General features: G+C 60.8%; 12 protein-coding genes. 7 read left to right on the top strand and 5 right to left on the bottom strand.

Annotation, left to right across the window (positions count from 1 at the left end; all coding sequences use genetic code 11):
* Positions 1-77: 77 nt before the first annotated feature.
* The gene (gene trhA / locus H8F22_RS15900; RefSeq protein WP_027926589.1) at positions 78-695 is read left to right on the top strand and encodes a PAQR family membrane homeostasis protein TrhA; all 618 of its coding nucleotides are present in this window, start codon (positions 78-80) and stop codon (positions 693-695) included.
* Between the two features lie 44 nt (positions 696-739).
* On the opposite strand, the gene H8F22_RS15895 is transcribed toward trhA, so the two are convergent.
* Positions 740-1,657 (bottom strand): LysR family transcriptional regulator, encoded by a 918-nt coding sequence (locus tag H8F22_RS15895; RefSeq protein ID WP_027926590.1) that lies wholly within the window; start codon positions 1,655-1,657, stop codon positions 740-742.
* Between the two features lie 109 nt (positions 1,658-1,766).
* Here H8F22_RS15895 and H8F22_RS15890 point away from each other — a divergent pair, with 109 nt between their 5' ends.
* The 3 genes from H8F22_RS15890 to H8F22_RS15880 are packed head-to-tail and all read left to right on the top strand — an operon-like array spanning position 1,767 to position 4,326.
* The gene (locus tag H8F22_RS15890; protein ID WP_194940441.1) at positions 1,767-3,008 is read left to right on the top strand and encodes a D-amino acid dehydrogenase; all 1,242 of its coding nucleotides are present in this window, start codon (positions 1,767-1,769) and stop codon (positions 3,006-3,008) included.
* Between the two features lie 27 nt (positions 3,009-3,035).
* The gene (locus H8F22_RS15885; RefSeq protein WP_059182026.1) at positions 3,036-3,386 is read left to right on the top strand and encodes a RidA family protein; all 351 of its coding nucleotides are present in this window, start codon (positions 3,036-3,038) and stop codon (positions 3,384-3,386) included.
* A gap of 37 nt (positions 3,387-3,423) precedes the next feature.
* The gene (locus tag H8F22_RS15880; protein WP_059182027.1) at positions 3,424-4,326 is read left to right on the top strand and encodes a transporter substrate-binding domain-containing protein; all 903 of its coding nucleotides are present in this window, start codon (positions 3,424-3,426) and stop codon (positions 4,324-4,326) included.
* Positions 4,327-4,429: 103 nt separating this feature from the next.
* Here the strand turns inward: H8F22_RS15880 and H8F22_RS15875 are convergent, their stop codons facing one another.
* Positions 4,430-5,149, bottom strand: a complete 720-nt coding sequence (locus H8F22_RS15875; RefSeq protein WP_194940440.1) for a 16S rRNA (uracil(1498)-N(3))-methyltransferase — start codon at positions 5,147-5,149, stop codon at positions 4,430-4,432.
* A gap of 129 nt (positions 5,150-5,278) precedes the next feature.
* A complete protein-coding gene (locus H8F22_RS15870) occupies positions 5,279-6,685 on the bottom strand; it encodes an adenosylmethionine--8-amino-7-oxononanoate transaminase (protein WP_194940439.1) in 1,407 nt (468 codons plus the stop codon).
* A gap of 223 nt (positions 6,686-6,908) precedes the next feature.
* On the opposite strand from H8F22_RS15870, the gene H8F22_RS15865 reads away from it, so the two are divergent.
* From H8F22_RS15865 to H8F22_RS15855, 3 genes are all read left to right on the top strand, one after another.
* Entirely contained in the window at positions 6,909-8,651 is a 1,743-nt protein-coding gene (locus H8F22_RS15865) for a flavin monoamine oxidase family protein (RefSeq protein WP_027926596.1), read from the top strand.
* A 262-nt stretch (positions 8,652-8,913) separates the two neighbouring features.
* Positions 8,914-9,465, top strand: coding sequence for a cytochrome b (locus H8F22_RS15860; protein ID WP_027926597.1), 552 nt, complete (start codon positions 8,914-8,916; stop codon positions 9,463-9,465).
* A 31-nt stretch (positions 9,466-9,496) separates the two neighbouring features.
* Complete coding sequence (locus tag H8F22_RS15855) at positions 9,497-10,090, top strand: YceI family protein (protein ID WP_027926598.1); 594 nt, start codon at positions 9,497-9,499, stop codon at positions 10,088-10,090.
* A 250-nt stretch (positions 10,091-10,340) separates the two neighbouring features.
* Here H8F22_RS15855 and H8F22_RS15850 read toward each other — a convergent pair whose 3' ends face one another.
* Both H8F22_RS15850 and H8F22_RS15845 read right to left on the bottom strand, forming a co-directional pair.
* Positions 10,341-12,218, bottom strand: a complete 1,878-nt coding sequence (locus H8F22_RS15850) for a DEAD/DEAH box helicase (protein ID WP_027926599.1) — start codon at positions 12,216-12,218, stop codon at positions 10,341-10,343.
* 223 nt (positions 12,219-12,441) lie between these two features.
* Positions 12,442-13,257, bottom strand: a complete 816-nt coding sequence (locus H8F22_RS15845; protein WP_027926600.1) for a substrate-binding periplasmic protein — start codon at positions 13,255-13,257, stop codon at positions 12,442-12,444.
* Between the last annotated feature and the right edge of the window lie 69 nt (positions 13,258-13,326).

Here is a 13,326-nt window from a genome sequence, read left to right as displayed (position 1 = left end):
CTGCGTTTTTTTTTAGATCAAAAGGTCACTGAGGTAGTCTTGCGCGATGTTGCAACGAATGTTGAGGTGAGCGACGCATGTATCACGGGGAACGATTGAACGCCTGGACGCATTTGGTCGGGGCGGTGGCGGCAATGGTCGGGGTGGTGTGGATGCTGGTGATCGCCAGCATGGACGGCAGCCCATGGAAGATCGTCAGCGTGGCGATTTACGGTTTCACCTTGATGGTGTTGTACAGCGCCTCGACCGTTTACCACAGCGTGCGCGGGCGCAAGAAAGCGATCATGCAGAAGGTGGATCACTTTTCGATCTATCTGCTGATTGCCGGCAGCTACACGCCGTTCTGCCTGGTGACCCTGCGCGGGCCGTGGGGCTGGACGCTGTTCGGGATTGTCTGGGGACTGGCACTGATCGGCATCCTGCAAGAGATCAAGCCGCGTTCGGAAGCGCGGATTCTGTCGATTGTGATTTACGCGGTGATGGGCTGGATCGTGCTGGTCGCGGTCAAACCGCTACTGGCGGCGTTGGGCACTGCGGGGTTTGCGTGGCTGGCGGCGGGCGGGATTTTGTACACCGTGGGGATTATCTTTTTCGCCCTCGATCATCGGCTGCGCCATGCCCACGGAATCTGGCATTTGTTCGTGATTGCCGGGAGCTTGCTGCACTTCGTGGCAATTTTCTTCTACGTCCTTTAAACCACCCCAATCCCCTGTGGGAGTGAGCAGGCTCACTCCCACATTTAAGGTTGCGCAGGGATCAAGCGATCCAGTTGTTCCTGGGCCCTGCGACTGAACACCTGCAATAAGTCATTCAACGTGTGGGGCGGCGGTTCGGTGGCGCGGGTTACCGCGTACAGCGTGATGGGCAGCGGCGGGGTCAACGGGCGAATCGCCGTCGCGGCGGGGGAGGCGCCGAGGGCCGTGAACGGGTCGATCACCGCCAGCCCAGCGCCGGATTCCACCATCGCCCGGGCCAGTGAATAGGTCTGCACCGCGATGCGCACCCGAGGCGGAGGCTCCACCGCTTCGAGGTAACTGTCGAGTCGGGCGGCCAACGGGTCGGCGCTGGACAAACCTATCAGCGGGGCATCTGCCAGCGCCATCAACGGCAACGGTGTGCCGACCTCTGCCGCCGACCAGTAACCGGTGGGCGCCAGCGCCACCAGCACGCCGGACGCCAGCGCCTGGGCCTTGAGCCCAGGATGATCCGGGCGTTGCAGGGTCAGGGCGACATCCACTTCACGCATCAGCAGGTTCTGCACCAGTTCGCGGCTATGGGCGCTGGACAGTTCGCAAGCGATGTCCGGGTAGCGCTCGGTCCACTCGTGAATGGCCGGCGGCAGCAATGACAGGGCTAGCGCCGGAGTGGCGCCAATGCGCAGGCTATGGCCGGGCTCGCGGCGCAAGCTCTGGGCCAGGCGCCGCACCCCTTGCAGGCTTTCGGTGACCTTGTCGACTTCACGCTCCAGTTCCAGCGCTTCCGGCGTTGCCTGCAATTTGCCGCGCACTCGCAGGAACAATGGAAAACCCAATTGCTGTTCGGCGTGCTGTAACACCTTGGTCACCGCCGGCTGGGAGACATGGAGCAATTGCGCGGCCGCACTGATCGAACCGGTCTGGCGAATGGCCTGGAATATCTCGATATGACGAAGACGCATGGCAAGTCCATAACCTTTGTTTATGGGTTCGGCATCTTTATTCATTGTTCGCCGCCTGTCACCTGGCTCTAACCTCGGCCTCGCCTTCACAACGGTTTTAGGGACGGACATGGTTCAGCGTGTGTGCATCATCGGCGGTGGCGTGATTGGCCTGGCAACGGCGTATGCGCTGGTGCGCGACGGCATTGAGGTGACGGTGGTCGAGGCCCGGAATTCGCTGGGCAGCGAAACCAGTTTCGCCAACGGCGGCCAGTTGTCCTATCGCTACGTGGCGCCACTGGCGGACGCCGGTGTGCCGTTGCAGGCCATTGGCTGGATGTTGCGCGGCGACTCGCCGTTGAAACTACGCCCACGGCTCGATCCGGTGCAATGGCGCTGGATGGCGTCGTTCCTCGCCGCGTGCCGCCGCTCGGTCAACCGTGAAAACGCCGCGCACCTGCTGCGCCTGGCGCTGTTCAGCCAGAGCACACTGAAAGCCTGGCGCGAAGACGATGGGCTGAACGATTTCCAATGGCGGCGCAACGGCAAACTGGTGACCTTCCGCAACCCGGCCAGCTTCGGGAAAGCGCGCCAAGGCCTGGCCGATCCGCAGCAACAGCAGGTGTTGTCTGCCGCCGAGTGCATGCGGCTGGAACCAGCGCTGGCGGGTGCGCCTTTTGTCGGCGCGATCTATACGCCGGACGAAGAGGTCGGCGATTGCCATGGTTTTTGCCAGCAACTGGTGGCGCGACTGAAGGCGTCCGGCCGTTGTGAATTTCGCCTCGGCCACGCGGTAACCGCGATTCAACACAGCAATGGCACAGTCACCGGCATTGAATTGGGCGCAGAGGCATTGCCCGTCGAGCAACTGGTGATCGCCGCCGGCCATCGCAGTCCGTTGCTGGCGCTGCCCCGTCTGCGGCTGCCGCTCTATCCCCTGAAGGGTTACAGCCTGACGCTGCCGATTGGTGTCGAACACCGGGCGCCTGAGCTGAGCATCACCGACTACGACCGCAAGATCGTGTACGCGCGCATCGGCGAGCAATTGCGCGTGGCGGCGATGGTCGACATTGTCGGCTTTGACCCGGCCGTCGATCCAGAACGCTTGAACCTGATCAAGCGCCAGGCCCGCGACACGTTTCCGAATGCCGGCGATTACGACGCCGCCGTGGAGTGGGCCGGCATGCGTCCGGCGACCCCCAGCGGCGTGCCGCTGCTGGGCGCTACGGCCTACCGCAATCTGTGGCTGAACCTCGGTCATGGTGCGCTGGGTTTTACCCTGGCCTGTGGCAGTGGCCAGTTGCTCAGTGAGTTGATCAGTCAGCGCCAGACGTCCATTGACCTGCTGGGTTTCAGCCACCCTGGCGCTTGAATTTCCCTCTTGGAAAAGGACCCCGTCATGACCATTAAACGTTTTCACAGCAACCCACGCCTGTCAGGCGCCGTGACCTTCGGCGATCTGGTGTTTCTCTCCGGTCAGGTGCCGGGCGATGCCCTGGATGCGGGCGGTCAGACCCGGGAAGTGCTGGCGAAAATCGACGCTCTGCTGGCCGAGGCCGGCAGCGACAAAGATCATGTGCTCAGCGCGACGATTTATCTGAAAGACATCAATGCCGATTTCGCGGCAATGAATGAAGTCTGGTCAGCCTGGCTGTCACCGGGGCAAGCGCCGAGCCGCACCACGGTGCAGGCCGATCTGGCGCGGCCGCAGGTGCTGGTGGAAATCACCGTCACCGCCGCCCGCATCTGAACCCATCAGGACCCAATACCCACAACGGAGAATAACAATGCAAAAAATCACGTTGCTCGGCTGCACCCTCGGGCTGTTACTGGGCGGTCAGGTTCACGCCAATGAAGCGCCGCTGACCGGCACACTGGACAAGGTTGCCAATGCCAAGAGCATCACGCTGGGCTACCGCGATGCGTCGGTGCCGTTTTCCTACGTGGGTGATCACACGGGTCAGCCGATGGGTTATTCCGTGGATCTGGCGAGCAAGATAGTCGAGCGCATCCGTCAGCAATTGAAGCTGCCTGAGCTGAAAGTGAAATACACCCTGGTGACCTCGCAGACGCGGATTCCACTGGTGCAGAACGGCACCGTCGACCTCGAATGCGGCTCCACTGGAGTAACCGCCGAACGACAGAAGCAAGTGGCGTTTTCCTACGGCTTCATCTACGTCAAAGGCCAGTTGCTGACCGCCAGGGACAGCGGGATCAAGAGCTTCGCCGATCTGCGTGGCAAGAACGTGGTGACCACCGCCGGCACCACCAACGAACGCTTTCTGAAGAGCTACAACGTCGACAACAAGATCGACATGTTCGTGATCAGCGCCAAGGACCACGGCGAAGCGTTCCAGATGCTGCAGTCAGGTCGGGCGGCGGCGTTCTACATGGATGACGCACTGCTCTATGGCGAACGCGCCAAGGCGCATGACCCGCATAAATGGGTGGTGGTCGGGGAGGAGCAATCGCGGGAAATCTACAGCTGCATGGTGCGCAAGGATGATCCGCAATTCCTTGCCCTGGTGAATGGCGCGTTGGCCGATCTGTACAGCTCGGGCGAGATCAACGGCATCTACCAGCGCTGGTTTGAACAGCCGATCCCGCCGAAAGGGTTGAACCTTGAGTTCCCGATGACCAGCGAACTCAAGGCCATCATCGCCCACCCGGTGAGCGATCCGGTTCAGTAGCCGCCAGATCGGTCGCTAGACTGTGTCGCGGCCATTCGCGAGCAGGCTCGCTCCCACCATGGAATGCATTTCCTGTGGGAGCGAGCCTGCTCGCGAAAGGGCCCTAGAAGTCACCCCATAATTGCTGGGCAACCGCCAACGCCACCACCGGCGCAGTCTCTGTGCGCAGCACGCGCGGGCCGAGGCGGGCGGCGTGGAAACCGGCGGCTTTGGCCTGCTCGACTTCAGCGTCGCAGAGCCCGCCCTCCGGGCCGATCAGGAATGCCAGGCTTGAAGGTTTGGCGTGACTGACCAACGGCTCGGCCACCGGGTGCAGCACCAACTTCAGCTCGGCTTCAGTCTGCTTCAACCAATCCGCCAATAGCAGCGGCGGATGAATCACCGGTACCCGCGAACGCCCGCATTGTTCACAGGCGCTGATCGCCACTTGGCGCCAATGCATCAGGCGTTTGTCGGCGCGCTCGTCCTTGAGGCGGACTTCGCAACGGTCGCTGAAGATCGGGGTGATTTCGGTGACGCCCAGTTCGGTGGCTTTCTGAATCGCCCAATCCATGCGCTCGCCACGGGACAGGCCCTGACCGAGATGGATCGCCAGCGGCGACTCGACTTGCCCGGCAAAGCTTCCATCGATCTGCACCACGACGCGCTTCTTCCCAACCTCCACCAGCGTGGCGCGAAACTCGTGGCCCGAGCCGTCGAACAGCTGCAACGCATCGCCCTCGGCCATGCGCAGCACGCGGCTGATGTAATGGGCCTGGGCTTCGGGCAACTCGTGTTCGCCGGTGCTCAGGGGGGCGTCGATAAAGAAGCGGGACAGTCTCATGCGGGTTCTCTTTAATTTGATCGTTCCCACGCTCTGCGTGGGAATGCCTCATCGGACGCTCCGCGTCCGCTTTTGGGACGCGGAGCGTCCCCGGCTGCATTCCCACGCAGAGCGTGGGGACGAGCAGTGCTAGCCCGGATCACGGAAACCGGGGTGGAAGTCCTTCGGCACCGCCACGCTGACGCTGTTACGCGTCGCGATGTCGATCCCTTCGCTGGCCACTTCGGCCAGAAAGTCGATCTGCTCCGGCGTGATCACGTACGGCGGCAGGAAATACACCACGCTGCCCAACGGACGAAGTAAAGCACCCCGGTCCAGTGCGTGCTGGAACACCTTCAAGCCGCGACGTTCCTGCCACGGATAGGCTTCCTTGCTGGCCTTGTCCTTGACCATCTCGATGGCCAGCACCATGCCGGTCTGGCGTACTTCCGAGACGTTCGGATGGTCAGCCAGGTGCGCAGTAGAGGACGCCATGCGCTCGGCCAGGGCCTTGTTGTTCTCGATGACGTTGTCTTCTTCGAAGATATCCAGTGTTGCCAATGCCGCCGCGCACGCCAGCGGGTTGCCGGTGTAGCTGTGCGAATGCAGGAAGGCGCGCAGGGTCGGGTAGTCGTCGTAGAAGGCGCTGTAGACGTCTTCGGTCGTCACACAAGCCGCCAGCGGCAGGTAACCGCCGGTCAGGGCCTTGGACAGGCAGAGGAAGTCCGGGCGGATGCCGGCCTGTTCGCAGGCGAACATCGTGCCGGTGCGGCCGAAGCCGACGGCGATTTCGTCGTGGATAAGGTGCACGCCATAACGGTCGCAGGCATCGCGCAGCAGTTTGAGGTACACCGGGTGGTACATGCGCATGCCGCCAGCACCCTGGATCAGCGGCTCGACGATGACTGCCGCGACAGTGTCATGATGCTCTGCCAGGGTCTGTTCCATGGCCGCGAACATGTTGCACGAATGTTCTTCCCAGCTCATGCCATCCGGGCGCAGGTAGCAATCCGGGCTCGGCACCTTGATGGTGTCCAGCAGCAGGGCCTTGTAGGTTTCGGTGAACAGCGGCACGTCGCCGACCGACATCGCCGCCATGGTTTCGCCGTGGTAGCTGTTGGTCAGGGTGACAAAGCGCTTCTTGTTCGGCTGGCCGCGGTTGAGCCAGTAGTGAAAGCTCATTTTCAGCGCGACTTCGATGCAGGATGAACCGTTATCGGCGTAGAAGCACCGGGTCAAGCCTTCCGGGGTCATCTTCACCAGGCGCTCGGACAGCTCGATCACCGGCTGGTGGCTGAAACCGGCGAGGATCACGTGCTCCAGCTGATCGACCTGGTCCTTGATGCGCTGGTTGATGCGCGGGTTGGCGTGGCCAAACACGTTGACCCACCAGGAGCTGACAGCGTCGAGGTAGCGCTTGCCTTCGAAGTCTTCCAGCCACACGCCTTCACCACGCTTGATCGGGATCAGCGGCAGTTGTTCGTGATCTTTCATCTGGGTGCAGGGATGCCATAACACCGCGAGATCGCGTTCCATCCACTGTTTATTCAGGCCCATTTTATGTCTCCTCGAGGCTACCCGTGACGTAGGCGGGTAAACAATCGCGCAAGCCTATGCAATGCGTCGCGCCGGGACAACCCATTGTGACGATTGAGCTACTTTGTATGGGGCGATAGACGTTGCTGGCGGGCGTCTGAAGCCTGACGTATCCTTCGCGGTTCCTGGAGTCGCCTGACTCGTAAAAACTGCTATTTCCTCATGTATTTCCGGAGTTCGCTGAATGTCTGTCGGTTGGCTGCGCGCCTGTGCGCTGGTGATGTTGGGGCTGTTCAGCGTGTCTGCGCTGGCCAAGGATAAAACCGCGATCGTGATCGGCGGCGGGCTGTCTGGCCTGACGGCGGCTTACGAGCTGCAGAACAAAGGCTGGCAGGTCACCCTGCTGGAAGCCAAACCGAGCCTGGGCGGTCGCTCCGGCATGGCCACCAGTGAGTGGATCGGCAACGACAAGACCCAGCCGGTGCTGAACAAATACGTATCGACCTTCAAGCTGAGCACTGCGCCGGCCCCGGAATTCGTGCGTACCCCAAGTTATCTGATCGACGGTGAGTACTTCTCCGCGGCAGATCTGGCGACCAAGCAACCGGCCACCGCCGACGCGCTCAAGCGCTTCGAAAAAACCCAGGATGATCTGGCGCGCTCGATTGACGATCCGCAGAACCCGCTCGCCACCAGCACTTTGCAAACGCTGGATCAGATCAACGTATCCAACTGGCTCGACAAGCAGAACCTGCCTGCCACTGCGCGTCAGCTGATCAACCAGCAGATTCGTACCCGCTACGACGAACCTTCGCGCCTGTCGCTGCTGTATTACGCGCAGCAAAGCCGTGTTTACCGTGGCACATCCGATCGTGACCTGCGTGCTTCGCGACTGGTGGGCGGCAGTACAGTGCTGGCCCAGGCGTTTGTTAAACAGCTGAAAACCATCAAGACCAACTCCCCGGTCTCGTCGATTACCCAGGACAAGGACGGCGTGACCGTCAAAGTCGGCTCGGTCGGTTATCAGGCAGACTACGTAGTGTTGGCGGTGCCGCTGCGCGCACTGAACAAGATCCAGATGATCCCGTCGCTGGATGCCCAGCACATGGGCGCTATCAAAGGCACCAACTACGGTTGGCGCGACCAGATCATGCTGAAGTTCAAGACGCCGGTATGGGAACCCAAGGCGCGCATGTCCGGCGAGATTTTCAGCAACACCGGCCTCGGCATGTTGTGGATCGAGCCGGCGTTGAAGGGTGGCGCCAATGTGGTGATCAACCTGTCCGGCGACAATGCTCGTGTGATGCAGGCGTTCGGCGACAAGCAGATGGTCGATCAGGTGCTGATTCGCCTGCACGCCTTTTATCCACAGGCGCGCGGTTCGTTCACCGGTTATGAAATCCGCCGCTATAGCACCGATCCTTCGATGGGCGGCGCCTACCTGGCCTTCGGCCCGGGCCAGATCAGCAAGTACTGGCGCCTGTGGGAACGCCCGATCCAGCGCGTAGCCTTTGCTGGCGAACACACCGATACCTTGTACCCAGGCACCCTGGAAGGCGCATTGCGCACCGGCCAGCGTGCGGCCAGTCAGGTAGAAGACCTGGCGGCGGGCAAGTCGTTTGAACCGGCGAAAGTGGTGCCGGCAGCAGCGGCCGGTGCAGTGGCGGCGAAGAAAGGTAACTTCTTCAGCAACCTGTTCGGTGGTTCGGATGACGACAAGAAGGCAGAGCCGGTCAAGGCTCCTGCGCCTTACACGCCACCGGCGCCGGATCCAGCCCCGGTTGTTGCGCCAGCGCCGGTCGAAGCACCGAAGCCTGCAACACCAGTGAAAGCCGAGCCTGCCAAAAAGGCACCGGCTAAAAAGCCTGCCGCCAAAACCGATACCAAAAAGGCTCCAGCCAAGGCCCCGGTGAAGAAAACCGAACCGGCGAAAAAACCAGCCGCCAAACCGGCTGCAACCCCGGCAACGGAGACCAAGGCGCAGTAAGCGTCTGGACTAAAAAACGCGGCAGAGATGCCGCGTTTTTTTATGCCTGAAGAAAAGCCGGTACTAAGAATCGAATAAAACCAGGGGCGAGGGTGTTCTTTAGTTGGGCTTCATCTTTTCTTACGCATGGGTCTTTAATCTTTCCTTAACACGCCTATTTCAAGCTCTTGATCGTATTTCTCGATATTTCAAAGCGAAATTTTCCGCTTTAATTCGATAGATAACTCGATAGTCTTGGGCCAGCACTTACAGGGACTCGGCAATGCAACTACGAAACTCTACCTCTCGCTACGGCTGGGTCAGCATCTTCATGCACTGGGGCGTAGCGCTGGCAGTGTTCGGTTTGTTCGGTCTGGGTCTGTGGATGGTCGGTCTCGGCTACTACGACCCTTGGCGCAAGGCAGGACCTGACCTGCACAAGAGCATCGGTCTGATCCTGCTGGCTGTCATGGTGTTACGCGTGGTGTGGCGCTTCATCAGCCCACCGCCGCCAACGCTGACCAGCTACAGCCGCATGACGCGTCTTGGCGCCAAGTTCGGGCATGCTTTTCTGTATCTCTGTTTGTTCGCTGTGATGATTGCCGGTTACCTGATTTCCACCGCAGAGGGTGTCGGGATTCCGGTGTTTGACTGGTTTGAAGTGCCTGCACTGGTTTCCGGGCTACCGGACCAGGCAGATAACGCAGGTGCGATTCATCTCTACCTGGCATGGGCATTGGTAATTTTTTCCGGTCTCCATGCGTTGGCAGCATTGAAGCACCACTTTATCGACCGTGATGTGACCCTGAAACGAATGCTGGGTCGCAAAGCCTGACGTTCAACTTAGCCCTCAAGGAATACAAGACATGTTGAAAAAGACTCTCGCCGCTCTGGCAATCGGTTCTGCCCTGTTGTCCGCCAACGTAATGGCTGCTGACTACGTCGTCGACAAAACTGGCCAGCACGCCTTCGTCGACTTCAAGATCAGCCACCTGGGTTACAGCTACATCACCGGTACTTTCAAGGACATCGACGGCAAGTTCAGCTTTGATGCTGCCAAGCCAGAAGACAGCAAGATCGAGTTCAACGTGAACACGGCGAGCGTTTTCACCAACAACGCTGAGCGTGACAAGCACATCTCCAGCAAAGACTTCCTGAAAGTGGCTGATTTCCCTAAAGCCACCTTCGTGTCCACCAGCGTTAAAACCACCGGCAAAAACGCCGACGGTAAAGTCACTGCCGACGTGGCCGGCGACCTGACCATTGCGGGTGTCACCAAACCAGTTGTGGTCAAGGCTACTTTCCTGGGTGAAGGCAAGGATCCATGGGGCGGCTACCGTGCCGGCTTCGAAGGCACCACCAGCATCAAGCGTTCTGATTTCGGCAAGATGATGGACCTGGGTCCACAGTCCGACGCGGTTGATCTGTACGTCACCTTTGAAGGTGTGAAAGCGAAGTAATTTTCGCCGCAGACACAAGAACGCCCCCGACCTCACGGTCGGGGGCGTTTTTTATTGCCCACCAAAACCTGTTCAGACAATGCGAAACATTGTGGGAGCGGGCTTGCCCGCGATTACGGTGGATCAGGCAACATAGGTGTTGGCTGGACTGACGCCATCGCGGGCAAGCCCGCTCTCACAGGGTTTTTCATCAGGCTAAAAAAATGCCCCGGATCGTGAGATCAGGGGCATTTTTCATTGCGGCGATAACTTAGCGATTGCGGGTCAGCAACGCTGGTTTTTCGCCACGCGGACGGCCTGGCAGTTGATCAAGTTGCTCGGGAGTCGGGAAACGATCGGTTTTCGACTCCTTGTGAATGATCTTCGGCGCCGGACCGCGCGGGTTTTGCACGGCCGGTTCCGAACGCGGCTGATCGTCACGGGCCGGGCGACGGTTGCGGCCTTCTTCGCGACGGGCCTGACCGTCACGTGGAGCGCCACTGCGTGGACCGCTGCGCTTGGCCGGCGGCGTGCCGGTGGTGGCGCCGTCGCTGCTGCGCGGACCGCTTTGGCGACCCTGAGGCTTGCCGCCGGTGCGCGGAGCACCTGCACCAGCCGTCGTGCCTTGTGCCGGAGCACCCGGACGGCGACCACGGCCCTGAGCCGGTTTGGCTTGAGGGACGTAATCAACGCGGTTACCGAAGTTATCGATATCGTCGTCCAGGAACTCGTCTGGAGCACGGTCAGCCGCGGCAGCGCGTGGCGCCGGACGCTGTTGCTCGCGCGCCGGAGTGCCTTCGCGTGGCTTGTGTTCACGGGCCGGGCGATCGCCACGGCCAGTGGCGGCAGGTTTTTCCTTGCCGCCCTTGTCCTTGCCTTTGTCCTTGCGACCGCCACCACCACCGGTGCCGTTCGGGCCGTCGCCACGCGGGCCACGTGGGTTGCGCGGGTTACGCACATCCGGACGCTCGCGAACTTCAGGTTTCTCGGCTTCTACGGCGCTGGAGTCGAAGCCCATCAGGTTGCCGTCGGCAATCTTCTGCTTGGTCATGCGTTCGATGCTTTTCAGCAGCTTCTCTTCGTCCGGAGCGACCAGCGAGATCGCCTCGCCCGAACGACCGGCACGGCCAGTACGGCCGATACGGTGCACGTAGTCTTCGTCGACGTTCGGCAGTTCGAAGTTGACCACGTGTGGCAACTGGTCGATGTCCAGGCCGCGAGCGGCGATGTCGGTGGCGACCAGGATGCGCACTTCACCGGCCTTGAAGTCGGCCAGGGCTTTGGTGCGGGCGTTCTGGCTCTTGTTGCCGTGGATCGCAACGGCGCTGAGGCCATGTTTGTCCAGGTACTCGGCCAGGCGGTTGGCGCCGTGCTTGGTGCGGGTGAACACCAGCACCTGTTCCCAGGCGCCTGCGGTGATCAGGTGGGCCAGCAGCGAACGCTTGTGGTTGGCTGGCAGGCGGAATACGCGCTGTTCGATACGCTCGACCGTGGTGTTCGGCGGCGTGACTTCGATGCGTTCCGGGTTGTGCAGCAGCTTGCCGGCGAGGTCGGTGATGTCCTTGGAGAACGTCGCCGAGAACAGCAGGTTCTGCCGTTTGGCCGGCAGTCGGGCCAGGACCTTCTTCACGTCATGGACAAAGCCCATGTCGAGCATGCGGTCGGCTTCGTCCAGCACGAGGATTTCCACGTGGGACAAATCGACGCTGCCTTGGCCGGCGAGGTCGAGCAGGCGGCCAGGGCAGGCCACCAGCACGTCAACACCACGGGACATGGCCTGAACCTGCGGGTTCATGCCGACGCCGCCGAAGATGCAGGCGCTGACGAACTTCAGGTCACGGGCATAGACCTTGAAGCTCTCGTGGACTTGAGCCGCGAGTTCGCGAGTAGGGGTCAGGACCAGGACGCGCGGTTGGCGCGGGCCGTGACGCTGGGATTTGTCCGGGTGACCGTTAGGGAACAGCCGTTCCAGGATCGGAAGGGCGAAGCCACCGGTTTTACCAGTACCTGTCTGAGCCGCAACCATCAGGTCGCGACCTTGCAACACGGCGGGAATGGCCCGCTGTTGCACCGGAGTAGGCTCGGTATAGCCCGCTGCCTCGATGGCGCGGACTAAAGCCTCGGAGAGACCGAGGGAAGCAAAGGACATGAGTAATCCTGTTTTAGTTAGGGCTTGGCCCAATGGGAGTCTTGCCTGGCGCGAATGGCGTTTAAGAGGAACGCAATCCCGTCCGGTCCTGCTGGGCCTTGAAAGCTCGTCTGGAGCGCTCGCGCGGGCTGAAAAGCTGCGCTGTAGCGGGATCGAGATGCCTTGAACAAGTCCGAGCGTCCGGGCGTGAGCCTGGCGGGAAGGCCGGAGTATAACAGAGCAATCACTGCGCGCCGCTTTCCTGCTGCTCAACGGTTTTTATGGTGGCCGAAGTGGCGGTGGTGGCTTTCACATCGGGGCCAGGATCGGTGCCATAACGGGCGCTCAACTCCGCGTAGGCGGGCTCGCGTTTGAAACGCTTGAGTTCGGCACCGAAACGCTGCACCAGCAGGTCCATGCCGGCATTTTTGCGTACTGCCAGAAACTGGCTCTGGTGGCTGATAACGGTCGGGTTTTCAGTGATGCTGCCGCGGATACCCAATTCATCGAGCAAATGCTGGCCAACCCGGCGATCAGTGATTAACAGGTCAATCCGTCCACGTACCAGCTTGCCGAAGTTGGCTTCATGGGTCGGCGCCGGCTCGCGGATGAACAGCGTTGAGTCGCTGAAATCCTTGCTATAGAGATAGCCCGGTGAAGTGCCGATGGTCAGGCCTTTCAGGTCGTCGAGGGTACGAAACGGATGGGGCCGGTCATTGGCGTAGAACATCACGAATTCGACTTCCGAGAGCGGTTCCCCGGGGTAGAGCAGCGTCGCGTCACGCTCATCGCTGTGGAAAATGTCCAGCGCGCCGTCTGCCTGACCGGTTTCGAGCATCGACAGGCAGCGTTTCCACGGCAGGAACTGCCAGTCTACTTCGATCCCCAGGCGTTTGAAGACGATGGCGGTGGTTTCGTAATCCAGTCCCAGGGCTTTGCCGTCTTCCTCGTAGACGTAAGGCGCCCACGGTTCGGTGACAATGCGCAGCTTCTCGCCCCGGGCGGCGAAGCTCAGGCAAGTAAAAAGCAGCACGGTCAGACATCGCGAAATCAGGGGCATGGCTTGAGATTACGACGAGAAATCATAAAGAGCCAGAAACTGGATCCAGAAGCTCTGGCGCAAGGCATC

The organism is Pseudomonas mucoides (genome assembly GCF_015461845.1).
GTDB classification, from domain to species: domain Bacteria; phylum Pseudomonadota; class Gammaproteobacteria; order Pseudomonadales; family Pseudomonadaceae; genus Aquipseudomonas; species Aquipseudomonas mucoides.
This window is presented reverse-complemented; position numbering and strand designations above follow the sequence as displayed.

Excerpts from the sequence above, each read along its gene's own strand:
- trhA (WP_027926589.1), top strand. The coding sequence starts at position 78 with ATGTATCACGGGGAACGATTGAACGCCTGGACGCATTTGGTCGGGGCG.
- H8F22_RS15895 (WP_027926590.1), bottom strand. The coding sequence starts at position 1,657 with ATGCGTCTTCGTCATATCGAGATATTCCAGGCCATTCGCCAGACCGGT.
- H8F22_RS15890 (WP_194940441.1), top strand. The coding sequence starts at position 1,767 with ATGGTTCAGCGTGTGTGCATCATCGGCGGTGGCGTGATTGGCCTGGCA.
- H8F22_RS15885 (WP_059182026.1), top strand. The coding sequence starts at position 3,036 with ATGACCATTAAACGTTTTCACAGCAACCCACGCCTGTCAGGCGCCGTG.
- H8F22_RS15880 (WP_059182027.1), top strand. The coding sequence starts at position 3,424 with ATGCAAAAAATCACGTTGCTCGGCTGCACCCTCGGGCTGTTACTGGGC.
- H8F22_RS15875 (WP_194940440.1), bottom strand. The coding sequence starts at position 5,149 with ATGAGACTGTCCCGCTTCTTTATCGACGCCCCCCTGAGCACCGGCGAA.
- H8F22_RS15870 (WP_194940439.1), bottom strand. The coding sequence starts at position 6,685 with ATGGGCCTGAATAAACAGTGGATGGAACGCGATCTCGCGGTGTTATGG.
- H8F22_RS15865 (WP_027926596.1), top strand. The coding sequence starts at position 6,909 with ATGTCTGTCGGTTGGCTGCGCGCCTGTGCGCTGGTGATGTTGGGGCTG.
- H8F22_RS15860 (WP_027926597.1), top strand. The coding sequence starts at position 8,914 with ATGCAACTACGAAACTCTACCTCTCGCTACGGCTGGGTCAGCATCTTC.
- H8F22_RS15855 (WP_027926598.1), top strand. The coding sequence starts at position 9,497 with ATGTTGAAAAAGACTCTCGCCGCTCTGGCAATCGGTTCTGCCCTGTTG.
- H8F22_RS15850 (WP_027926599.1), bottom strand. The coding sequence starts at position 12,218 with ATGTCCTTTGCTTCCCTCGGTCTCTCCGAGGCTTTAGTCCGCGCCATC.
- H8F22_RS15845 (WP_027926600.1), bottom strand. The coding sequence starts at position 13,257 with ATGCCCCTGATTTCGCGATGTCTGACCGTGCTGCTTTTTACTTGCCTG.